This window comes from Janthinobacterium sp. GW822-FHT07A03, assembly GCF_058798815.1.
In genome coordinates this window covers 214543-237933 of the sequence record NZ_JBXAKW010000007.1, presented here as the reverse complement: position 1 = coordinate 237933, position 23391 = coordinate 214543, and the positions used below count along the sequence as shown (strand labels likewise).

General features: G+C 62.7%; 19 protein-coding genes. 7 read left to right on the top strand and 12 right to left on the bottom strand.

Annotated features, from left to right (window positions below; translation table 11 throughout):
- Window positions 1-5: 5 nt before the first annotated feature.
- A complete protein-coding gene (locus tag AC1RJW_RS20830; protein ID WP_010396415.1) occupies window positions 6-158 on the bottom strand; it encodes a DUF3309 family protein in 153 nt (50 codons plus the stop codon).
- Between the two features lie 59 nt (window positions 159-217).
- Complete coding sequence (locus AC1RJW_RS20825) at window positions 218-664, bottom strand: outer membrane lipoprotein (protein WP_070278587.1); 447 nt, start codon at window positions 662-664, stop codon at window positions 218-220.
- 268 nt (window positions 665-932) lie between these two features.
- Between AC1RJW_RS20825 and AC1RJW_RS20820 the strand changes: the two genes are divergently transcribed.
- The 3 genes from AC1RJW_RS20820 to AC1RJW_RS20810 all read left to right on the top strand — a co-directional run bounded on the left by AC1RJW_RS20820 (window position 933) and on the right by AC1RJW_RS20810 (window position 3150).
- Window positions 933-1487, top strand: coding sequence for a hypothetical protein (locus AC1RJW_RS20820; protein ID WP_071078642.1), 555 nt, complete (start codon window positions 933-935; stop codon window positions 1485-1487).
- Window positions 1488-1569: 82 nt separating this feature from the next.
- Window positions 1570-1881, top strand: a complete 312-nt coding sequence (locus AC1RJW_RS20815; RefSeq protein WP_493046663.1) for a BON domain-containing protein — start codon at window positions 1570-1572, stop codon at window positions 1879-1881.
- 72 nt (window positions 1882-1953) lie between these two features.
- Window positions 1954-3150: an AI-2E family transporter gene (locus tag AC1RJW_RS20810; RefSeq protein WP_493046662.1), complete on the top strand. Its 1197-nt coding sequence runs from the start codon at window positions 1954-1956 to the stop codon at window positions 3148-3150.
- Between the two features lie 55 nt (window positions 3151-3205).
- Here AC1RJW_RS20810 and AC1RJW_RS20805 read toward each other — a convergent pair whose 3' ends face one another.
- A complete protein-coding gene (locus tag AC1RJW_RS20805; RefSeq protein WP_326455906.1) occupies window positions 3206-4153 on the bottom strand; it encodes a YihY/virulence factor BrkB family protein in 948 nt (315 codons plus the stop codon).
- Between the two features lie 70 nt (window positions 4154-4223).
- Window positions 4224-5252: an OmpA family protein gene (locus AC1RJW_RS20800; RefSeq protein WP_493046661.1), complete on the bottom strand. Its 1029-nt coding sequence runs from the start codon at window positions 5250-5252 to the stop codon at window positions 4224-4226.
- A gap of 465 nt (window positions 5253-5717) precedes the next feature.
- Between AC1RJW_RS20800 and AC1RJW_RS20795 the strand changes: the two genes are divergently transcribed.
- Window positions 5718-11462, top strand: a complete 5745-nt coding sequence (locus AC1RJW_RS20795; protein WP_493046660.1) for an alpha-2-macroglobulin family protein — start codon at window positions 5718-5720, stop codon at window positions 11460-11462.
- A gap of 17 nt (window positions 11463-11479) precedes the next feature.
- Window positions 11480-13564, top strand: a complete 2085-nt coding sequence (gene pbpC / locus AC1RJW_RS20790) for a penicillin-binding protein 1C (protein WP_493046814.1) — start codon at window positions 11480-11482, stop codon at window positions 13562-13564.
- A 47-nt stretch (window positions 13565-13611) separates the two neighbouring features.
- On the opposite strand, the gene AC1RJW_RS20785 is transcribed toward pbpC, so the two are convergent.
- On the bottom strand, window positions 13612-14292 hold the full coding sequence (locus AC1RJW_RS20785) for a hypothetical protein (RefSeq protein ID WP_493046659.1): 681 nt from the start codon (window positions 14290-14292) through the stop codon (window positions 13612-13614).
- A 160-nt stretch (window positions 14293-14452) separates the two neighbouring features.
- Here AC1RJW_RS20785 and AC1RJW_RS20780 point away from each other — a divergent pair, with 160 nt between their 5' ends.
- Window positions 14453-14971 (top strand): hypothetical protein, encoded by a 519-nt coding sequence (locus AC1RJW_RS20780; protein WP_493046658.1) that lies wholly within the window; start codon window positions 14453-14455, stop codon window positions 14969-14971.
- Window positions 14972-15022: 51 nt separating this feature from the next.
- Here the strand turns inward: AC1RJW_RS20780 and AC1RJW_RS20775 are convergent, their stop codons facing one another.
- The 7 genes from AC1RJW_RS20775 to AC1RJW_RS20745 all read right to left on the bottom strand — a co-directional run bounded on the left by AC1RJW_RS20775 (window position 15023) and on the right by AC1RJW_RS20745 (window position 22226).
- Window positions 15023-15328: a hypothetical protein gene (locus AC1RJW_RS20775; protein WP_493046657.1), complete on the bottom strand. Its 306-nt coding sequence runs from the start codon at window positions 15326-15328 to the stop codon at window positions 15023-15025.
- Window positions 15329-15433: 105 nt separating this feature from the next.
- Window positions 15434-16780 carry a sigma-54-dependent transcriptional regulator gene (locus tag AC1RJW_RS20770; RefSeq protein WP_436500614.1) on the bottom strand — a complete coding sequence of 449 codons (1347 nt, stop codon included), beginning with the start codon at window positions 16778-16780 and terminating at the stop codon, window positions 15434-15436.
- A gap of 3 nt (window positions 16781-16783) precedes the next feature.
- Window positions 16784-18682 carry a sensor histidine kinase gene (locus AC1RJW_RS20765; RefSeq protein ID WP_493046656.1) on the bottom strand — a complete coding sequence of 633 codons (1899 nt, stop codon included), beginning with the start codon at window positions 18680-18682 and terminating at the stop codon, window positions 16784-16786.
- Between the two features lie 241 nt (window positions 18683-18923).
- Complete coding sequence (locus AC1RJW_RS20760; protein ID WP_077401587.1) at window positions 18924-19715, bottom strand: ABC transporter ATP-binding protein; 792 nt, start codon at window positions 19713-19715, stop codon at window positions 18924-18926.
- Between the two features lie 11 nt (window positions 19716-19726).
- Window positions 19727-20536 carry an ABC transporter permease gene (locus AC1RJW_RS20755; RefSeq protein WP_493046655.1) on the bottom strand — a complete coding sequence of 270 codons (810 nt, stop codon included), beginning with the start codon at window positions 20534-20536 and terminating at the stop codon, window positions 19727-19729.
- A 42-nt stretch (window positions 20537-20578) separates the two neighbouring features.
- A complete protein-coding gene (locus AC1RJW_RS20750) occupies window positions 20579-21580 on the bottom strand; it encodes an ABC transporter substrate-binding protein (RefSeq protein ID WP_493046654.1) in 1002 nt (333 codons plus the stop codon).
- A gap of 409 nt (window positions 21581-21989) precedes the next feature.
- Window positions 21990-22226: a hypothetical protein gene (locus AC1RJW_RS20745; RefSeq protein ID WP_493046653.1), complete on the bottom strand. Its 237-nt coding sequence runs from the start codon at window positions 22224-22226 to the stop codon at window positions 21990-21992.
- Between the two features lie 468 nt (window positions 22227-22694).
- Between AC1RJW_RS20745 and AC1RJW_RS20740 the strand changes: the two genes are divergently transcribed.
- A complete protein-coding gene (locus AC1RJW_RS20740; RefSeq protein WP_223278908.1) occupies window positions 22695-23195 on the top strand; it encodes a winged helix-turn-helix domain-containing protein in 501 nt (166 codons plus the stop codon).
- Window positions 23196-23391: the final 196 nt, after the last annotated feature.

Genomic DNA, 23391 nt, shown 5'->3' with positions numbered 1-23391 from the left:
TTTTTTTACAACCTGCCCGTCAGTAATAGCAGGATCAGTATCACTACGACCAGGCCGGCGATGCCGCTGGGACCGTAACCCCAGTTGCGGCTATGCGGCCAGGTAGGCAGGACGCCGACCAGGGCCAGGATCAAGATGATCAGAATGATGGTGCCCATGGTATCTCCTAGTTGGTGCATGGTCCGGCGCAGGCTTGCGGGCAAGCCTGGCCAGGGGATTAATAGCGGTAGACGCGGCCGTCAACGACGCGCACGCGGTTACCTGGGCGCAAATCATTCGCGTTGTCCTGCACCACGGTGCGGTATTCGCCGTTGTCGAGACGCACGCTGATCTGGTAGGCCTGGGCTTGTTGCCTGCGGCCTTCCACCTGGTTGCCCACCACGCCGCCGGCGACGGCGCCCGCGACGGTGGCGGCCGTGCGTCCGCCGCCCGAGCCGATGGTATTGCCCAGCAGGGCGCCGGCGATGCCGCCGACCACGGCGCCGGCGCCGCTGGTTTGACCGCCGCCCTGCACGATCTGGATGGAGTCGACGGTGCCGTACATGGCGGACTCAGGCTGGTTGGCCGGGTAATACTGTTGTGACTGGGAAGGACCGGTGGCGCAACCGCTCAATACGGCGGTGGCGGCAAGCATCAGTGCAGCCAATGTGGCGTTGGTTTTCATTTTATTCTCCTGACGAGGTGAGGGTGTAGTGCCATCTTAGTCATGCCCCCGTCCCCGGTCTGTACGCTGCCGCACGTACCTATTTGGTATCAAAATGGCACTTTTCTCCGGAGCGATCCGCCAAAACGTTGTTATTTCTCCCTGTCTGCCTTCCGCTTTCAAAATAAATTACTTGTGTACGGCAGCGTACAGAAGAGTGGCCACGATCCACGTAAAACGGTAGTCATGCCAAGCAGACATGCTTGCTACCACCAGGGAGAAATACAACATGAACAAGAATAAGCTTTTCACCGCCATCGTCGTCAGCCTGGCCTGTGCCGCCTGGGGCGGCCAGGCAGTGGCCGCCACGCCGGAAGCGAAAGCAGCCTACAAGGCGGCCAATGAACAGGCGGGCCTGAATTACAAGCTGGCGCATGCCGAGTGCGAAAAAATCACGGGCAACCCGAAGGATGTCTGCATCGCCGAAGCGAAGGCCGTGCGCGCCTACGATGAAGCAGTGGCGCAGGCGCAATATACGAATACCCTGCGTGCCTACACCAAGGCGCGCATCAAGATTGCCGATGCCAATTACGACGTCGACCTGGCCCGCTGCAATGCGCTGACGGGCAACGACAAGGATGTCTGCGTCAAGCTGGCCAAGTCCACCAAGGTGGCGGCCCTGGCCGATGCCAAGGCAGACAAGAAAGTCATCGAAGCGCGCAGCGATGCGCGTGAAGCAAAAAGAAAAGCCGAGTACAAGGTCGCGACAGAAAAATGCGATGCATTAGCCGGCGCAGCCAAGGATGACTGTATCAAGGCTGCAAAAACCCAGTTTGGCTACTGAGCTCCCTCGGGCGCGCAGTCACCACACTGGTATAAGAAGCTCATTGTGAGCACATTGATTGACCACTCCTAAGGAAAAAACCATGAAATTCACTAAATCTATCGCTACTGGCCTTTTCGTCGCTTCCCTGTTCGCCGTTGCAGGCTGCGCATCGACCCCAACCAAGGAAGGCACGGGCGAGTACATCGACGACGCGGCCATCACCACCAAAGTGAAAGCGAGCATCTTCAACGAGCCTACCCTGAAATCGACGGAAATCAACGTTGAAACCTTCAAGGGCGTGGTTCAGCTGAGCGGTTTCGTGGCCCAGCCAGCCGATGCCGCCAAGGCGGGTGACGTTGCCCGTGGCGTCAAGGGCGTGAAGTCGGTAAAAAACGACATCCGCGTCAAGTAATGGCCTGACCTGCCGCAGCGGCCAGCCCCACGGCTGGCACTGCGGCCCTCCACCGACCGTCGCGGGAATCGCATGCATATCCAGCCTACAGATACCCCGCCCGAGCCGGTGGCGGCTGCCTCCGCCGAGCCTGCCGGGCCACCTCCCGGCGCGCCCGTGGAGCAGTCAGACTCAACCTTGCGTTTGCCGCTGCACGTCAATGCGCGTGGCATGGCCCTGGGCATCATCGCCACCGTCAGCTTCATTTATGCGCTGCAGTGGGCACAGAAATTCCTCATTCCCGTCATTTTCGGCATTTTTATTGCCTATACCCTCAATCCCGTCGTCGCCTGGCTGGAAAAGCTGCGCCTGCCGCGCGCCATCGGCGCCACGGCCGTCACGGCCCTGATCCTGTTCGGTTCCATCGTCGTGGTCGAGCGCGTGCAGGGCGAATTCGAATCCATCGTGGAAGAGTTGCCGGCCGCCACGCACAAGCTGTCGCGGCTGATCGCCGCCAGCACGGGCGGCAAGAACAGCACCTTCCAGAAGATGCAGGCCGTGGCCAATGAAATCGAGCAAGTGGCCGCCGGCGCCGAAGCGCGCCGCAACAACCGCCGTGCCGCCGCCGCCGAGGCGCCCAACTTCAAGATCATGGACTGGGTCTGGGCCGGTTCGCTGGGCCTGGTGGGCTTTCTCAGCCAGGCGACCATGGTCATCTTCCTCGTGTTTTTCCTGCTGCTGTCGGGCGACACCTTCAAGCGCAAGCTCGTCAAGCTGACGGGACCGTCGCTCAGCCGCAAGAAGGTTACCGTGCACATCCTGGAAGACATCAATACCTCGATCCAGAACTATATGTTCATGCTGCTCGTCACGAATGTCTTGCTGGCCGTCCTGATGTGGATCGCCCTGCGCGTGATCGGCCTGGAGAACGCGGGCGCCTGGGCCATCGTGGCCGGCTTGCTGCACATCATGCCGTACTTCGGCCCCTTGCTCATCACCATCGCCACGGGGCTGGTCGCCTTCCTGCAGTTCGAATCGCTGGAAATGGTCTTGCTGGTGACGGGCACGTCGATGGCCATCGCCACCCTGGTGGGCACCTTCGTCACCACCTGGATGACGGGGCGCATCGCGCGCATGAATCCCACGGCCGTGTTCGTCAGCCTGCTGTTCTGGGGCTGGCTGTGGGGCGTCTGGGGCTTGCTGCTGGGCGTGCCCATCATCGTCATCGTGAAGGTCGTGGCCGAGCGCGTGCAAGGCATGGAAGTGGTGGCGGAACTGCTGGGCGAATAGCTTGCGGTAGCGCAAACGGCGCCCGCGGGCGCCGTTTTGACATGCGTCAGCCTGCTCAGGACTGGTGGCGTTTCAATATCTTGACTTGCACATCGCCGTCGTCCGTCTTCGGCATATCCTTCATGCTGCCCAGTTGCAGGGCGAACTGGCGCGTAAACTCGGCGCCCAGGAAGAAGATTTGCGCTGAGTAATACACCCACAGCAGCAGGGCGACCAGCGAACCGGCCGCGCCATAGCTGCTGGCCACGCCGCTATTGCCGATATACACGCCAATCGCATATTTCCCTAGTGAAAACATGAAAGCCGTGCCCACGGCGCCGATCACCACGTCGCGCCAGGACAGGCGCACGCGCGGCAGCATCTTATAGATGACGGCAAACAGGCTGGCGATGACGGCAAAGCCGATCAGGTTCGACAGGATGGTAAACAGCACGGCCGTATCCTTCCACACGCCTTCCCAGAAGTTGGCGAGGATGGCCATGGCGGCGTTGACCACCAGCGACACCATCAGCAGGAAGGCCAGCACCAGTACCAGGCCGAACGACAGCAGGCGCGTGCGCACCATATCCCAGGCGCCCGCTTCCTTCAGCGGCGGCACTTGCCAGATTTCATCGAGGCTGGCCTTCAGCTCCGCAAATACGCTGGTGGCGCCAAACAGCAGCAGGGCGCTGGCGATGAGGGTGGCGATGCGGCCCTGTTCGTGGTTTTTCGCGCCGGCCAGCACCAGCTGGATGGCTTCGGCGCCCTGCGTGCCCAGCAATCCCTGCAGTTGCCCCATCAGCTCGCCGCGCGCGGCGGCCGGGCCATAGAAAAAGCCCGCGATGGCGATCACCAGCACGAGGATGGGGGCGATGGAAAACAGGGTGTAATAGGCGAGGGCGGCGCCCTTGCTCGAGGCGCGGTGTTCCAGCCATTCGGTGACGGAACAGACGATGACGCTGCGCATCTGCTTGCTGAATGGCGCCAGGCCGGCCAGTCTGGGATAGCGGGTAGAAAAATTCATGATGGCTTTCAATGCAAAAAAGGGGCGCGAGCCCCTTTTTTTATTCACAAGTGGCGTACCACTGTCGAGCTTACTGCACGCGGCGTTCGATGGTGATCTGTTCCACTTCAACGCGGCGGTTTGGTTCCAGGCACTTGATCAGGTCGGCACGTTTCTTGTTATCGCAAGTGACGACAGGATTGGTGGAGCCCTTGCCTTCGGCCGTCAGGCGGTTGGCGGCAACACCGTGGGCGACCAGGTATTCCTTGACTGCATCAGCGCGCTGCTGCGACAGTTTCAGGTTGTACTTGGGCGAACCGATGCGGTCGGCATAACCACTGATGACGACGTTGTTGACGTCCGGCGATGCGTTCAGCACGCGGGCGATTTCGTCGAGCTTGGTCTGTGTCGGACCCAGCTTGGCGCTGTCGAACGCGAACAGTTCCGTTGCCGACATCGTCACTTTTTCAAAGCGTGCTGGCGGTGGTGGCGGTGGTGGCGGCGGCACGACCACGACGACTTCCTCGCGCACTGGCGGCGGTGGCGGCGGCGGTGGCGGCGCAGCCGGTTTGTCGAACGCGTAGTTCAGGCCCACGGTGAAGTAGTAGTTGTTGTTCTTGCTGCTAGGATCGAAGGTATTGCCGCGCAGGAAGCCGTGCACATTGCGCACGTCAGCCTGAATGGACAGCTGATCCGTGATGCTGGACTGGAAACCCAGGCCCAGGCTGGCGTACGGCGAGCTCTTGCTGCGTTCGCCGAAGGCGAAGCTGGTGTCCTTGTCGCGCTGCATACCGGCACCGACCAGCAGGAAGGGGCGGAAGGCTTTACGCGAGAACATGTACAAGCCGTCTACGCCCAGCGTGTTTTGCTGGTAGCGCTGACCGTTATCCTTGGAGCGCGCATACGTGGTGCCCAGCTGGATATCCCAGTCCTGGGAAACAGGCTTACCGAAGCGCAAGCCTGCGCCATAGCCGGTTTTATCCGCGGAAAAGTCGGAATCTGGCTTGAGTGCGTTGATGCTAGGTTGAATATACCAGGAGGGATTGATTTCCTGGGCCTGTGCGCCGAGGGCGGAGCACAGGACTGCGGCGGCAACGGCGATTTTTTTTAGATTATTCACAAGTAACTCCCAACGTTGATAAGAGATTTTCTCTACGGCATCAAAACGACATCTTGCTACACGTGCTATTGCTAGAGATAGACCACACTTCCAGGTGCGCTTTCTTGCGATAAATGCACTGCTGTTGGACTAGAGAATACGGTTGCAGGTTCAGGTGGTCGGTGCGCTGGCGCACAAAGCATTGTGGTATATCAATAGTGTTGCAGATTCACGACAAGGACTTCGGTGTTGAAAAAAACTAATTTGCTTGATGAAACTTTTACGGCCATTTCTGGCACCGCGGCACGAGGCAATCGTACGACTTGTTACCTGCATGCCACTGTATATTAGCAACAATGATGAGCTTGATAACTAATATTACATTGATGTTGTATTCCTGCCGCGTTCTGTTGCTTTTCAGTGCTTCCGCTAGGCAACTTTTGCGCGCCGCAGCCAGCTCCGCCACTTTTCATCAAGGAGTTACCCGTGCCTGACCTGACCCGTGTTCTTACTTCCCCGCTGCCTGGCAAGCTGGGCCCGCTGTGCCTGCTGCTGTCGCTGGGCCTGGCGGCGCCGGCCTGGGCCGATAGCGGCGTGTCCCTGTTTTCGCCCAGCGGCACGGTCAAGGCCGTGCGCCAGGTGCGGGCCCAGTTCGCCACGCCGATGGTGCCGTTCGGCGACATGGGCTTGCCCGCGCCGTTCGCCATCGATTGCGGCAAGGCCGAGCCGGCCGTGGTGGCGGGCGCGGGGCGCTGGGCCGACGAGCGCAACTGGAACTTCGATTTCGAGCGCGACTTGCCGGCCGGCGTGGCCTGCAGCTTTACCTTGAAGCCGGGGCTGAAGGACCTGGCGGGCCAGGCCTTGCAGGGCACGGCGGCGTACCGCTTTTCCACGGGCGGCCCGGCCATCGTCGAGGCCGTACCCTATGACGGCCAGCCGTACATCGATGAAAACCAGATCTTCGTGCTGGGCCTGGACGCCGCGCCGAACGAGGCCAGCGTGGCCGCCAACGCGTATTGCCGCGCCGATGGCATCAATGAAAAGATTCCCGTGCGCCTGCTCAAAGGCAAGGAACTGGAGCAGGTATTGACCCTGCGCAAGAGTTTCCTCGACCGCTACCTGACCGTGTACTTCAAGAAGCGGGGCACGCTCTGGAAAGTGGGCATGCCCGTCGCCAGCAAGGGCGCGCCGCCGCTGCCCGTCACCGTGCTGCAATGCAAGCGCAGCTTCCCCGCCAATGCCAAGGTGTCGCTGGTGTGGGGCGAGGGCATCGCCAGCGCCGGCGGCATCGCCACGGACAAGGCGCAAACCCTGCAGTTCAAGACGCGTCCCGATTTCACGGCCAAGTTCAGCTGCGAGCGCAGCAATCCGAAGGAGCAGTGCATCCCCTTCCTGCCCATGCGCGTGCAGTTTTCCGCGCCCGTCAGCGCGTCGCAGGTGCGCGCCATGAGCCTGAAGGGCGGCGGCAAGACGTATGCGCCGACGATTTCCAAAGAGGAAGAAAAGGCGGAATTCCTGTATGGCGCCGTCTTCAATGGCCCGTTCCCCGTGCAGGGCAGCTTTGTGCTGACCTTGCCGCCGGGCTTGAAGGACGATGCGGGCCGCGCCTTGCTCAACCGCGCGCGCTTCCCCATGACGGTGCGCACGGGCGAGCAGCCACCGCTGCTGAAGTTCCCGGCCCCGTTCGGCATCATCGAAGCGAAGGGCGACGGCTTGCTGCCCGTCACCGTGCGCAATATCGAGCCCGTGCTGTCGGGCAAGGAAATCGCGCAAGCCTCCGCTGCCGCCACGGGCGCCACCTTGCGCGTGCCCGACAATGACGACAAGTTCATCATCGAGTGGATGCAGCGCCTGGCCGGCAATGGCGACGGAGGCGAGTACTGGCAGCCGTATGCCCAGTATGCGGGCAACATGAGCAAATCCGTGCTGGCGGGCGCTGCCGGCACGCGCCCGATCAGCCTGCCGCGTCCCGATGGCAGGAAAACCTTTGAAGTGATCGGCATCCCCCTGCAAAAGCCGGGCTTTTATGTCGTCGAGCTGGCCAGCCCCATCCTCGGCAAGGCGTTGCTGGGCAAACCGACGACGGCCTACATCCGCACGGCCGCGCTGGTAACGAACCTGGCGGCCCACTTCAAGCACGGCGCGCAATCGTCGCTCGTATGGGTGACGTCGCTGGACAAGGGGGCACCTGTTGCGAAAGCGCAAGTGGCCGTGCGCGACTGCGCCGGCAAGCTGCTGTGGCAGGGCGCCACGGGCGCGGACGGCGTGGCGCACATTCCCGCCGAGCTGGCCAATTCCAGCTGCAAGAACAATGGCCGCTACTTTATCAGTGCGCGCAGCAGCGGCGACATGACGTTCACCCTATCCGACTGGGTGGGCGGCATCGAAGCCTGGCGTTTCAACTTGCCCACGGACGACACGCGCGCCGACAACACCCTGCTGGCCACGGTATTTGACCGCACCCTGCTGCGTGCCGGCGAAACCGTGCACATGAAGCACTTTATTCGCAAGCACACGGGCGAGGGCATGAGCCTGGTCGACAGGAACAACGGCCCCGGCAGCGCCACCTCCGTCGTCATCACGCACCAGGGCAGCGACCAGAACTATCAATTGCCGCTGCGCTGGTCCGCCAGCGGCACGGCGGAAAGCGACTGGGTCATCCCCGCCGACGCCAAGCAGGGCGAATACAGCGTCACCATGGCGGGCCGCCCGTCCGGCAGTTTCCGCGTGGAAGCGTTTCGCGTGCCCACCATGAAAGCCGTGCTGCAGGGGCCAAAGGCGCCCGCCGTGCAGGCAAAGCAGCTGGCTCTGGATGCGCAAATCACGTATCTGGCCGGCGGCGCCGCCACCAACGCGCCCGTCAAGCTGCGCACGGTGCTGCAGGACAAGAGCGTGAGCTTTGCCGATTATCCCGACTATAGTTTCAGCAATGGCGACGTGAAGGAAGGCCTGGTGAAACAGGGCACGGGCTATGATGACGATGAGGGCGAGTGGCAGGACGAGGGCCGTGGCGGCCCCGCCGGCGCCGGCGCGGCTGCCGCGCGCACGCAAAGCTTGACCCTGGACAAGGCGGGTGGCGCGCGCATCGTCATCGACCAGCTGCCGCAGCTGTCCGTGCCACGCGACCTGGTGGCGGAAATGGCTTTCCAAGATGCAAATGGCGAGACGGCTTCCGTCGCCACAAGAGTAGCGCTGTGGCCATCGAATGTGGTGATCGGCATCAAGCCCGACGCCTGGGCCTTGAGCAAGGATGCCTTCAAGTTCACGGTGGCCGTGCTCGGTACCAATGGCAAGCCCGTGGCGAATGCCCCGGTGGCCGTCGATTTCTTCCAGCGCAACAGTTATTCGCACCGCCGCCGCCTGATCGGCGGCTTCTATGCGTATGAAAACAGCAGCGAAGTGGTCAAGCTGGGCCAAGCGTGCTCGGGCAAGACGGATAGTAAAGGCTTGCTGGTCTGCGATGTGAAGGCGCCCGCCAGCGGCAATCTGGTGTTGCGCGCCCGCACGCAGGACAGTGCCGGCAACGCGGCCGTCGCCAACCGCGAAACCTGGGTGGCCGGCAGCGGCGACTGGTGGTTCAATGCCAGCGACAACGACCGCATCGACGTCTTGCCGGAAAAGAAACGCTATGAACCGGGCCAGGAAGCAAGCTTGCAGGTGCGCATGCCGTTCCGTTCGGGCACGGCGCTGATCACGGTCGAGCGCGAAGGCATCCTCGACACCTATGTGCGCCAGTTGAACGGCCGGGAACCGGTGGTGAATATTCCGGTCAAACCGAATTACGCACCGAATGTGTATGTGTCCGTGTTTGTCGTGCGGGGGCGGGTCGATGGCGTGCAGCCGACGGCGCTGGTCGACCTGGGCAAGCCGGCCTACAAGATGGGCATCGCGCCGCTGAACGTGGGATGGCAGGCGCATGAACTGAACGTCATGGTCGTGTCCGACAAGGAGGTATATAAAACGCGCGACAAGGCGGAAGTGTCCGTGCGCGTGCGCCGCGCCGACGGCAAGCCGCTGCCGGCGGGCGCGGAAGTGGCGCTGGCGGCCGTCGACACGGGGCTGCTGGAACTGATGCCCAACGATAGCTGGAAGTTGCTCGATACCATGATGGCGCAGCGCAGCCTGCAGGTGGAAACGGCGACGGCGCAGATGCAGGTGATCGGCAAGCGCCATTTCGGCCGCAAGGCGTTTCCGGCAGGCGGTGGCGGCGGCAAGGGCGCCAGCCGCGAGCTGTTCGACACTTTGCTGTTCTGGAAAGGCACCGTCAAGCTCGACGCCAGGGGCGAAGCGACGGTGCAGGTGCCGCTCAACGATTCCTTGACGGCGTTCCGCATCGTTGCGATTGCCAGCGCGGGCAAGGAATTGTTCGGCACGGGCAGCACGGATATCCGCAGCTCGCAAGACTTGATCCTGATGTCGGGCTTGCCGGCCCTCGTGCGCGAAGGCGACCAGCTGCGCGCAGGCTTTACGGTGCGCAACACGTCGGCGGCATCCTTGAGCGTGGAACTCAATGCCACGGCGGCCGGCAAGGCGCTGCCGCGCCAGAGCTTGACCCTGGCGGCGGGCGAAGCGCGCGAAACAGGCTGGGATTACCAGGTGCCGCTCGGCGCGCAGAATGTCGTGTGGGAGATAGCCGCGAAGGCGGGCAGCCACACCGACAAGCTGAAAATCACGCAAAAGGTGGGCCAGGCCACGCCCGTGCGCACGTATCAGGCCACCTTGATGCAGATCGACAAACCCGTCAATATGTCCGTGCAGATGCCGGCTGGCGCCTTGCCGGGCCGGGGCGGCCTGCAGACCAGCTTTGTCGCCAGGCTGGGCGGCGAGCTGCCCGGCGTGCGCGAGTACATGGCCGCCTATCCGTACACCTGCTTCGAGCAAAACACGTCAAAGGCCATCGCCCTGCAAGACCAGGAGGCGTGGAACAAGCTGGCTGCCAGCCTGCCCGCCTACCTGGACAGCGATGGCATGCTGAAATACTTCCCCATCATGGAGCAGGGCAGCGACAGCCTGACGGCCTATGTGCTGTCGGCCACCAGGGAAGCGGGCTATGCGATTCCTGAACAGACGAAGAACCGCATGGAAGCAGCCTTGACGGCCTTCGTGCAGGGCAAGATCGTGCGCCGTTCCGCGCTGGCCACGACCGACTTGGCCGTGCGCAAGCTGGCGGCGCTGGAAGCGCTGTCGCGTTCGAATAAAGTGCCGCCCGATGCGCTGGAGAGCATCAGCATCAGCCCGAACCTGTGGCCGACCTCCGCCGTCATCGACTGGAGCTTGTTGCTGCAACGCACGCCTAGCCTGGCGCGCCGCGATGCGCTGCTGGCCGAGGCGCAGCAGATCTTGCGCAGCCGGTTGAATTTCCAGGGCACGACCATGGGCTTTTCCACCGAGCGCAAGGATAACTGGTGGTGGCTGATGGTGTCCGGCGACGTCAACGCCAACCGTTTATTACTGGCCGTGATGGACGACCCGGCGTGGAAGGACGACATCGGCCGCCTGGTGCGCGGCAGCATGGGGCGCCAGAAGAAGGGCCGCTGGGATACCACGGTGGCCAACGCCTGGGGCACCCTGGCCATCGCCAAATTCTCGGCCAAATTCGAGTCCACTCCAGTGACGGGCGCCAGCGCCGTCAAGCTGGGCGGCGATACGCAAGCGCTCGTGTGGAATGGCGCGGCGAAGGTGGGCCCCGTGCTGCAGGCGTGGCCGAAGGGCATGGACACCCTGGGCCTGGCGCACAGCGGCACGGGCAAGCCGTGGGCCACCGTGCAAAGCCTGGCGGCCATCCCGCTCAAGGCGCCCGTCTCCAGCGGCTACACGATCAAGAAAACCGTGACGCCGGTGGAACAGAAAACCACTGGCCAGTGGTCGCGCGGCGACGTCTACCGCGTGCGCCTGGATCTGTCGGCGCAGGCGGACATGAGCTGGGTGGTGGTCGACGACCCGATTCCCGCCAGCGCCAGCGTGCTGGGCAATGGCCTGGGCCGCGATTCGCAGCTGCTGACGGCCGGCGAAAAATCCACGGGCTGGGTCTGGCCCACGTTCGAGGAGCGGGCGTTTGATGCCTTCCGCGCCTACTATGCCTTCGTGCCGAAAGGCAGCTGGAGCGTGGAATACACGGTGCGCTTGAACAATGCCGGGGATTTCAGCCTGCCGGCCACGCGCATCGAGGCCATGTATTCGCCCGAGATGTTTGGCGAGTCGCCGAATGTGAATGTCAAGGTGAACCAGTGAAACGGTTGATCCTTGTCATGGGCGGCCTGCTGGCCGGCCCGGTCTTCGCTGAAGCGATATTGACGCCGGCCCAGGTGCAGGCCGCCTACCGCAGTTCGGAAGCGCAGTTGCTGGACCGCAGCGGGGCACCGTTGCAATCGTTACGCGTGGACATGAAGGTGCGGCGCCTGCCGTGGGTGCCGCTGGCCGATATTTCCCCCGCCGTGCAGCAGGCTGTGCTGCTGGCGGAAGACCAGCGCTTCATGCGCCATGGCGGCGTGGATGTGTCCGCGCTGGCCACGGCCGCCTGGGACAATCTGTTTTCCAAGAAAGCCCGGGGCGCCTCGACCATCACCATGCAGCTGGCGGGCCAGCTGGACGCAGACTTGCAGGCGTCCTCGGGCGGACGCAGCCTGCGCCAGAAATGGGACCAGATGCGCGCCGCCCAGGCCATCGAGGACAGCTGGAGCAAGGCGCAGATTTTCGAGGCGTATTTGAATCTCGTGTCGTTCCGCGGCGAACTGCAAGGCATCGCCTCCGCCTCGTACAGCCTGTTCGGCAAGGCGCCGTCGGGTCTGAACCAGACGGACGGCATTATCCTGGCCAGCCTGGTGCGCTCGCCGAACGCGCCGCCGGCCACCGTCACGCGGCGCGCCTGCGCGCTGGCAAAGGAATGGCGCATGGACAGCAGCTGCCAGCTGATCGGCCAGCGCGTGCAGACGGCCCTGCAGCGCAATGCGCTGTACGCCGAGCTGGCGCCGGCGCCGCAAGTGGCGCAGCAGTTGCTGAAACAGCCGGGCGCGCAGGTCGCCAGCACCCTGGACGGCCCTTTGCAGCGTTTCGCGCAGGAAAACCTGCGCCAGCAACTGGCGTCCTTGCGCGAGCGCAATGTCAACGATGGCGCCATCATCGTGCTGGACAATCGCAGCGGAGAAGTCCTCGCCTATGTGGGCAATGCGGGCGGCAGCCACGTCGATGGCGTGACGGCCCTGCGCCAGGCCGGTTCCACCCTGAAACCGTTTTTATATGAACTGGCCATCGAGCGCCGGCTGATGACGGCCGCCTCCGTCATGGACGACTCTCCGCTGGACGTCGCCACGGCGTCGGGCATGTATGCGCCGCAAAACTATGACCGCAATTTCAAGGGCTACGTCAGCGCCCGCACCAGCCTGGCCAGCTCCCTCAACATTCCCGCCGTGCGCACGGTGCTGCTGACGGGGCAGGACGGTTTTTATAACCGCCTCAAGGACGTGGGCCTGTCCAGCCTGACGGAACCGGCCGAATACTACGGCCCCTCGCTGGCGCTGGGTTCCTCCGAAGTGACCTTGCTGGAACTGGCCAACGCCTACCGCGCGCTGGCGAATGGCGGGCTGTACAGCACGGCCAGCCTGCAGCCGGGCCAGGCGGGCAGGGACAAACGCCGCGTGATGGAGCCGGGCGCCGCGTTTATCGTGGGCGATATCCTGGCCGACCGCGCCGCGCGCAGCATGACGTTTGGCTTGCGCAACGAGCTGGGGACGAATTTCTGGAGCGCCGTCAAGACGGGCACGAGCAAGGACATGCGCGACAACTGGTGCATGGGCTACTCGGAGCGCTACACGGTAGGCGTGTGGGTGGGCAACTTCGATGGCAAGCCCATGTGGGACGTGTCGGGCGTGACGGGCGCCGCGCCCGTGTGGCGCGACGTGATGGATTACCTGCACAAGAACGTGCCCAGCCATGCCCCGAAAGCCCCGCCAGGCGTGCTGCAGCAGATGGTGGCGTACCAGCCCGCGCTGGAAGCGCCGCGCCGCGAATGGTTTATTGCCGGCACGGAAAGCCCCGTCATCGCCGTGCTGGGCGACACGGTGAAGCCGCCCGCCATCGTGTATCCGGCCGAGGACAGCATCCTCGCCATCGACCCCGACATCCCGCCCGCCCTGCAGCGCGTGTTCTTCCAGGCGCAAGGCAGCCATGGCTTGCGCTGGGTGCTCGACGGCAAGGACCTGGGCGGCGCGGCGGAAAGCATCAGCTGGCGCCCCGTGCCGGGCAAGCACGCGCTGGCCCTCGTCGATGGCGCGGGCAAGACGGTGGCGCAGGTGGCGTTTCAGGTGCGGGGGAATGCCTTGGCGCAGCTGAACTAGGCGGTGTGGTTTGTTCCCTCGGGCAACCCCGACCTGTCAAAAAGAGCTTACGGCGCGCTGAGGATCTTCGTCAGCGCAATGCGATACGCGGGCTGCACGTCGCCATCCTGGTCAATCTTGTCCGTCATGATCACGCCGAAACCCTGCGCATACCACACGTATTCGCCGCTTTTACCCTTGCTCTTGCCGCCCACGTCGTGCAATTCGAACTTGCAGGCGTCGGGGAAGCGGCGCCCGCCCAGTTCCAGGCGTTCCCAGCCCAGGAAAGTGATCGAGAAATCGCGTTGATCCGTGCGCGTGGAGGTGGTGATCTTGTCGGACAGGCCCGCCAGCGGGTAGTGGGTGCTCGTTTGCGTGTCCGTGAATTGCACGCGTACTTCCTGGCCCGGGCGCATCCTGGCGGGGATGGCGGACTGCGGCGCGTAGACGTTCTTGCTGCGCACGCTGCCGTCTTCGTTGTAATGGACCGTGCCGGTCAGGAAGACCTGGCCGTCGCGGATGTCCTGGTAGGACGTGGCCAGCAAGACGCCGCCGTCGAGGATCAGCTGGATACCCTTGAGTTTCTTGCCTTCGAAGACTTCCTCGACGTTGATTTGCGCGTCGCCATTGTTCTTGCTGAACTTGACGCCCGTCGTCAGTTCCATGCACTCGCCGACCGTGGGCGCCGCCTGTACGCTCGCGGCCGCCAATAGGCTTGCCGCCATCATCCCAAACCATGCTGTTTTCATTGCCATCCTTGTTATTTTTAATGACGCGATGATAGCGTGCGGCTACTGTTCAAGCGTGCACGATTGCCTTATGCTTGAACTGCGGGCGGCATCAAGCCCACCTGCGAATGGCATCGGCGGGCCGCGCGTTTCGCGGCATGGATTAGTGGGGAGTTAGCTCATGATATGTCGCGTATGGATATTGCTGCCCATGCTGTGTGGCTTGCTCGCCTTGCCATCCGTGCAGGCGGAAGATGCGCCGTATGACATGCGGGCGGCGCCTGGACCCTTGCCAGGCGCGCTGGATCTGGCTTTTATGAAGGAGCCGCCGAACCGGAAATTCAAGCGGCGCGTGGACTTGTCTGCCATCACCCGTGCCGACGACCTAGTGATCGTCAAGGCGGCGATCAATCCGATCGTGCAATTTTTCCAGGTGACAGGGCAGGTGCGCCAGCCTGCGTATGCGATACGCATGGTGACGACGCGCAACGGCGAACTGGCGTTGATCACGCCGCCGCGGATCGACGACTATAATTATTTGCTTGCGCGCCGCTTATGGAACTGGACCGTGCATGACAGCCAGACCATCAGCTTGACGGTCGAATTCGTGGGATTCGGCAAGGCTCAGCCCCACTATTTCAATAGCTATGTGTTTGTCGAGCACTACGGCACCTGGCTGTTCGACCGCCACGTGCTGTAGTGCGGCGCACTGCATAAGCGCCGTGCATGGGCGCGCTGCGCACACGGCGTGTCAGCGCTCCGTCGCGGTTGGCGGTGGCGCAACGGGGCTGCTGGACACAGCGGGTGTGGACGCTGGCGGCGCCGTGGGCTTGCCGCGCCGCGTGCGCTTGTCGGTGCGCGTTTTGGCAGGCTTGCCTTCATGGATCAGCTTGCCCTTGTTGTCGAGCTTGTCGGACTGGTCCGATTTCTGGCCGGGATCGTTGGCATTGTTGGTGTGGTTGCCCGTCTGGTTCACATTCGTCGTCGACTGGGCTTGCACCCAGGCGCCGCCCACGGTCATCAGGGTGGCGGCCAGCAAGAGAGCGGCGGTTTTCATGGCGGTGTCCTGTGCAGAAATGAATAAGAGCTTGCATTCTCACACAGGAGACCGCCCGCACGGGTAGGACGCCGCCGCATGGCTGTGTCGGCCATTTGCTTCAGATCAACGGAATTGCTCCGTCGAGATATCGAAGCGCTTGAGTTTGTCGTACAGGGTTTTCTTGGGAATATTCAGGCTGGCGGCCGCATCGATGACGTTGCCATTGTGGCGGCGCAAGGCTTCCTCGATGATGGAAATCTCGAAGGTGTCGACTTGTTCGGCCAGCGATGCTTCGCGGCAGCCGGCGGGGCTCAGGGTCTCGTCAAGCAAGCCCAGCACGAAGCGGTCGGCCACGTTGTGCAGCTCGCGCACATTGCCGGCCCAGCGCTGCGCCATCAGGGAGGCGATCAGTTCGCCGCTGACGAGGGCCGCGGGCTGGCCGTAGCGCAGCGCCGCCTGCAGCACGAAAAACTCGAACAGCAGGGGGATATCCTCGCGCCGGTTGCGCAGCGCGGGGAGCGTGAGGCTGGCCACGTTCAGGCGGTAATACAGGTCGGGGCGGAATTTCCCTTGTTCGGCCAGCACATTGAGGTCTTCCTTGGCGGCGGCAATCACGCGGAAATTGACGGATATCAATTTGTTGGAACCGAGCCGCTCGACTTGCCGCTCCTGCAGCACGCGCAGCAGTTTCACTTGCAGGGCCAGCGGCATGCTTTCGATTTCATCGAGGAACAGGGTGCCGCCGTTCGCGTACTCGATCTTGCCGATGCGCTGGCGCTGCGCGCCCGTAAACGCGCCTTCCTCGTGGCCGAACAGTTCCGATTCGAAGATCGACTCGGGCAGGGCGCCGCAGTTGATCGCCACGAAAGGGTGGTCGCGCCGCTCGCTGAAGTCGTGCAGGCAGCGCGCGATCAGTTCTTTTCCTGTCCCCGTTTCGCCGAGGATGATGATGTCGGCGGACTTGGGCGCCAGGTTCAGCACCAGCTGGCGCACCTTGGCCATGGCGGCGCTGCGGCCCACGATGCGCGCCTCGATGCCGACGCGCTGCTCGAGCTGGCGGCGCAAGTTCATGTTTTCCAGCACCAGGTGGCGTTTATCCAGGGCACGGCGGCACACTTCCACCAGCAGGTCGGCGGAAAACGGCTTTTCGATGAAATCGTAGGCGCCGCGGCGCATGGCGCCCACGGCCATCGACACGTCGCCGTGGCCCGTGACGAGGATCACGGGCAGGCTGGCATCCTGCGCCACGGCGATATCGAGCAGTTTCAAGCCATCCATGCCGGGCAGCTTGATATCGCTCAATAAAATGCCGGCAAATTCGGGTACCAGGTAAGGCAGCGCCTCCTCGGCCGTGGCCACGGCCGTCACTTGCAGGCCCGCCAGTTCCAGCGATTGCCGGGCGCCCTTGCGCACGACGGCATCGTCTTCCACCAGCAGCACTTGCATGCCTTCAAAATTATTCTCGTGCATTCCCTATTCCTTCGTCTCTATCTTATTCTCCCCCGGGGCGCAGCTCAGGGTGATGGTAAATTGTGCGCCGCCCCCTTCCTGCGCGCTGCGGTTGCGCACGGCCAGGGCGCTGCCGGCCGCGCGCAGTATGCCTGCGCTGATCGACAATCCCAAGCCCAGCCCGTGTTCCTTGGTGGTATAGAAGGGATCGAAGATCTTGTCGAGCGAGGCCAGCGGGATGCCGGAGCCATTATCGGTGATATGCAGCACGGCAAGGCTGCCTTCGCGGCGCACCTGGAACCAGATTTGCACGGGCTCGCCTTCCGGCACGGCATCCATGGCGTTCGTGATCAGGTTGGTAAATACCTGTTCCAGGCCGATGGCGTTGCACAGCACGATGATGTCGTCCTCAAGCCAGCTTTCATGCAGGGTCAGGCGCTGCGAGCCCTTGCGTGTGCGGATTTGCAGCATGGTTTGCGCAAACGCCTGGCGCACGCTGACGGGTTTGCGGGCATCGTCGCTGCGCCGCGCAAAGCCTTTCAGCTGCGACGTCACGTAGCCGAGGCGCTTGACGAGGTCGGAAATGGTCGACAGGTTGTCGAGCGCGTCATCGATCTGGCCGCGTGCCAGAAAGACCTTGGCATTGTCGGAAAACGTCTGCAGGGCCGCCAGCGGCTGGTTCAGCTCGTGCGTGACGCCGGCCGCCATCTGGCCGATGGCCGCCAGCTTGCCGCTTTGCACCAGTTCCGCCTGGGCATAGCGCAAGGTCTGCTCGGCCCGCTCGCGCTCGGCCACTTCGGCCTGCAGGCGGCCGTTCGCGTGCACGAGGTCGGCCGTGCGCTGCTCGACCTTGATTTCCAGCTGTTCATAGGCACGCGCCAGCGTCTGCTGCGCATTGAGCTTGTCGGCGATGCGGCGCCGGCGCTGGCGCGCATACATCAGGGCCAGCAGCAGCAAGGCCCAGCCCAGCGCGGCGGCGATGGCCGCGTTGCGCGCCGCCTCATCTACCTGGTCGAGCTCGGCCAGCACGGTGATCTGCCATTGCAGCGGACCCAGCACGCGGTTCACGGCCAGGTAGCTTACCTTGTCGGCGCTGCCGGACAGGGCCGGCGTATCGCCAGCCTGCGGGCGTTCCAGGGTCATCACGCTGGCGCCATCGGCGAACTGGCGCTGCACCTTGTGCGGCAAGATGGGCAGATTTTCTTGCAGGAACTGGCGCTGTTCGCTGATGTCTTTCTTGGCGGCCGGCGACAAAGGCGCCAGGGTCTTGAACTTGAAGGCGGGGGTGGTGGCCAGGATGATCACGCCATTCGCATCCTTGACCCAGATCTGCTCGCCCGCGCCCGGCGTGCGCCACGATTGCTCGATCCAGTCCAGGTTGACCTTGGCGGCGACGATGCCGAGGATGCGCCCGTCGCGCTGCACGGGCTGCGAAATGAAGTAGCCGGCTTCGAAGGTGGAAAAGCCGATGCCGTAGAAGCGGCCGATGCCGCCCGCAATGGCGTTCTTGAAATACGGACGGAAGCCGTAGTTGACGCCCACGTAGGAGCTGCGGTCTTGCCAGTTGCTCGACGCCAGGGTCGTGCCCTTGTCGTCGAGCACGTAGACGGCAAAGGCGCCCGCGCGGCGGTTCATGTCGACCAGGTAGGCGTTGATCTGCGTCACTTTATCGGCGCTGGGCTGTTCCAGCAATTGCGCCACGGCATTGCTCTGGGCCACGGCCAGGGGCAGGAATTCGTATTTGTTCAGGGCGCCGCCGATGGACGCCGCATACAGTTCCGCGCGCGAATCGAGGGTGCGGTGCAATTCATCGAGCTGACGCTGCCTGACCCAGGCATACGAGGCCCACGTCAGCACGGCCAGCGAGCCCACGGCCAGCAGGGGGCCGAGCGCGGGTCTCAGGGTCCATTTGCCGAATGCCATGGTGCTCCGTCTATTTGGTTAAGCTTGCGTGTACCGCAAAGAAGGAATTGTAGTGTACGGTGGGATTCACCCGAATGGGCGAATCCAAAGTAATGTCTGACATGCAAATTGGCGGCGTCTGACAAAACCGTAGCGAGCGGCGATGATTTGTGGCCGAGAAGCGCAGCTGTACTTTAGTACAGCGAGCATCGCCGGCCGCAAAGCGCGACGCGCAGTAGGTTTGGTCAGACGCAACCAGCCACTAATCTGCAGTGCTGGCCATCGTCTCCGCATTGTGATGCCGCTGCTGCTCTTCCATCACCATCTCGCCCAGCATGCGCTTCAGGCGGTTGAACTCGGGGTCGCTCGGGTCGCGCGGGCGGGGCAGTTCGATGGCCACGTCGCGCTTGATGGTGCCGGGACGGTAGGTCATGACGATGGTGCGGTCGGCCAGGTAGATCGATTCCTCGATCGAGTGCGTGACGAAGACGATGGTGGTGCCGAAGACTTTCCAGATTTTCAGCAATTCATCTTGCAGGTTGCGCCGCGTCAAGGCGTCCAGCGCGCCGAACGGTTCATCCATCAGCATGATCGGCGAATCGAGGGCCAGCACGCGGGCAATCGCCACGCGCTGGCGCATGCCACCGGACAAGTCTTTCGGGTAGCGGGCACGGAATTCCGTCAAGCCCAGCATGCTCAGCAGCATGTCGACCCGTTCCTTGATCTCGGCTGGCGTCTTGCCGGCGATTTCCAGGCCGAAAGCGATATTGCTTTCAATCGTCATCCAGGGGAACAGCGCGTATTCCTGGAACACCATGCCGCGGTCGGGACCGGGTTCGGTGATCAGCTTGCCGCCGGCCAGGATCTGGCCCGACGTCGGCTGCGAAAAGCCGGCGATGGCGTTCAGGAGGGTCGACTTGCCGCAGCCGGACGGTCCCAGCAGGCAGATGAACTCGCCGCTGGCGATTTCCAGGTTGATATCCTTCAGGGCGATGACGTCCGCGCCGCCCGTGGTGAAGATTTTATTGACTGCATTGATATTGATCGTGGTCATGGCCGTTCCTCTCAGTGTTCCAGGCCGCGGTGCCACTGCAGCAAATGATTATTCAGGGCATTCATGGCCATGTCGATGGCCAGGCCGAACAGGCCGATGGTAAACATGCCGGCGATAATCTTGTCAGACCAGAAATACTCGCGCGCTTCCAGGATGCGGAAACCCAGGCCGCTATTGACGGCGATCATTTCCGCCACGATCACGACGATGAAGGCCGTGCCCATGCCGATGCGCGCGCCGGCCAGGATATACGGCGTGGCCGCCGGCAGGATGACGCGGCGGAACATGGTCATCTGGCTGGCGCCCAGGTTGCGCGCGGCGCGGATGTAGATGCCGTCGACCTGGCGCACGCCGGCGATGGTATTCATCAGCACGGGGAAGAAGGAACCGATGCTGATCAGGAAGAAGGCGGGCGGGTTGCCCAGGCCGAACCACAGGATCGCCAGCGGAATATAGGCGATCGGCGGAATCGGGCGCAGCACCTGCACCAGCGGGTCGAACAGTTTATAGATGGTCTTGTTGGTGCCCATCAGCAAGCCCAGCGGCAAGGCCAGGCCGGCACCGATGGCGAAGCCGCCCAGCACGCGCGACAGGCTGGCCCAGGCGTCGTGCGGCAATTCGCCGGAGAACATCCACACCAGGTAGTTGCCCGTCTCGGGCGTGTAGGCTTGCATCGGCACCAGGTATTCATACCACTTCACCAGCACGGCCACGGGCGAGGGCAGGATTTGCGGGTTGATCCAGCCAAAGGTCGACATGGCTTGCCACAGCAGCAGCACGGCGACGGGCACGGCGGCGCCGTGCGCGAAGCGTTTCATCATTTGAATATTCATCGTGATACTTTCAGATTAGCGTGGCCGTGGTTAGCGTGGGACATAGGATTTCTTGGCTTTTTCCAGCAGGTCCAGCTTGACCCAATCCTGTGCCGCGGGCGCCTTGGCCATGCGGCCCACGCCGAATTTCACCATGTAGTCGGTGGTCAGCTGCACGTGGCTTTGCGTGATGTCTTCCGTGAAGATGGCGTTGTCGATGGCATCGCGGTAATCCTCGGTCGTGATCTGGTTCTTGAACATCGATTCGCGCACGTATTTTTCCGCCAGTTTCGGGTCGGCCAAAAACGCCCGCGTGGCGGCGACGAAGCAATCCATGAAGCGCTGGGCCACGGCCGGCTTTTCCTTGTACATCTTTTCCGTCATCACGAGGGCGCGCACGGGCTCGCCCAGCGGCGTGTCGTAGGGCTTGATGATGGCCGCGCCGTATTTCTTGTGGATGGCCTGCGTCGAGTACGGTTCGGACTGGCTCATGACGTCGATATCCTTGGTCAGCAGCGCCTGGTTCAGGTCAGGGTAGCCCATGTACAGGATCTGCACGTCCTTGCCCGGCTTGTCGGACCAGGTCAGCTTGGCCTTGGTCAATTCGGCAAACAGCAGGATTTCCTGCGGGCCGCCGCGCGTGACGCCGACTTTCTTGCCTTTCAGGCCAGCAATATCCTTGATGTTCAGGTCGGGACGCCCGACGATCTGCACGCCGCCCTTGGCGAAGCCGCCCACCAGGTACACGGGCAAGCCCGTGGCGCGGCCCGTGATGGCCGCTTCCAGCGCGCTGGCGGAGACGTCGATTTCGCCGGCGATCATGGCCGGCACGATGTCGAGGCCCTTGGCGAAGATGCGTTCCTCGATCTTCAAGTCATATTTCGGCGCGATTTCCTTCATGTAGGCGACGGCGCCGTAATGGGCGAATTTCAGGTTGCCCAGGCGGACCAGGTCGGCCGCATGGACGGCCAGCGGGAATTGCGCGGCCAGTGCGACGGCCACGGCCAGTGCCTTGGTGTTCAGGAAGGACGAGATGCGGAAGGTGCTTGCCATGCTGTTGTCTCCAAAAAAAGGTAGATGGTTTTTATATTGGGTGAGGCTGCCGCTCTGGTGGCGGTTATGAAAATATAAAAGCATCTTCCGTGCCAGTGGAGCGCATTTTGGCGTTTATTGCAAGTGATTGTTTATAAAGGTTTAATTTGAATCTATTGAAAATGGGAAATGGCGAGATTCCGCCTTTCCGCACGGCGAGGGGGAAAGCCGTGCGGATTGCCGCATTTTTGCGGGGGCGATTCGATGCCGGCCGGCGCCGCGTATGCGGGGCGGCATGCGGGTGAACCTAAATGGCGCGGCCGACTCCAATCGTAAAAAAACGCGTTGCAAACAGGCTGGCAACGCGTAACTCCCCCGTGGAGTAGGGGCGGCGCCGCGCGGGCGCCTGATCGGTCGGCTTCGACGGGCCTTATTTCGGCGCGGTGGCGGGCGGCAGGGCCGGCGCGGTGGCCGGATCGGTCAGCGGCGCAGGCGGCGTCGTGCTGCCCGGACCCGTTTCCGGCATGGCCGGCGTGACGGGGGCGGGCAGTACCTGCGGGGCGGAAGCGGGGTTGGGCGCCATTTCGGGCAGCGGCGCCTCGGCCGGTTTTTTGCAGGCGGACAGGGTAAGCAGGGCAGCGGCGGCCAGCAGAGTAGGCAGGTTCATGATGGTTCCTTTGCAAAGTATCAATAATTGGCGCGATGCGGGCGGCGGGCGCCGCGCGCGAAGCTTGAATTTATTGCAAGAATGCCGACGTTTCTGTTCGCTATTTCACTTTGTGCGCGTATGAGATACGGCGTTTTTCAGATGTCTTTTATAGATGTCGCGAGAGAAATAATTCAGCAAGGCAATATTTTTCACTTTCTTGCTTCTAATGTTCGTTAACGCACAGACCAGTGAGGAGCAGGATGGCATTCTGTGTCCAGACGCTCAGGATTCGTGGTGTTCTGGTATAAAAATTGCCAAGAACTTAACAATCCGGGCTACCGGCAATCGTTTAAAAGGAGTATTCAAATGCATGCAATGACTCAGTCTCACGTGAAGAGCGAATTAAAGGCAGCGCACCAGGAACTTCGTAGCCCCGAAAAAGGCTCGCAAATGGTCGAACGCGCAGCGCCCATCCCCCCGGAACGCATGAATCCCATTTCCATGGCACCGATCGAGCGCGTGCGTTCGACCTCGGCCACCCTGCGCCGCATCGAAAACATGCAAAAACTGATCGGCGAATTGTCGCTGCACGAGATGCTGGCCGACGAAATCGCCTGGTTCCTCAAGTTTTCGCCATCGGGCGCCCGCAAATACATCCGCGACCTGCGCGAAGCGGGCGTGATCGAACTGGCCCGCTACATCGAAGGCACCGCCACCTACCTGGGCAAGGCAGTGTACCAGCTGACGCCGGATCCCGAGCGCGTGCGCGCCTTCCTGGCTGCCATCGTCCAGCCGAAACGCGAAGGCGCGCCACCGCGCAAGGACCGTCCCGGCCTGCGCGAGCAAAGCATGGCAGGCAGCGGCCGCCACTTCCACATCCTGGCCGATGACACGCATTACGCCATCCGCGTCAACCGCGGTCCCGTGACGCGCGATCCGCTGGTGGCTGCTTTGTTCGGTGCTCCGCAGCAAAAATCGGCTGAATAAACCTTGCGCCTGGCAGGCCGCTTGACGGCCGGCAGGCGTGGTTTGTGGTTCGTATGATCAGACACATGTCGAAAGCCGGGTGACAGCCCGGCTTTTGGCGTTGGGGCAAGCCCTTTGAGCTTGGCGGATTGAAAAGATATTAATCAACCCCATGTGGGCTGGACTGCTGCCCGCAACGCGCGGGTTCACTTGAAGG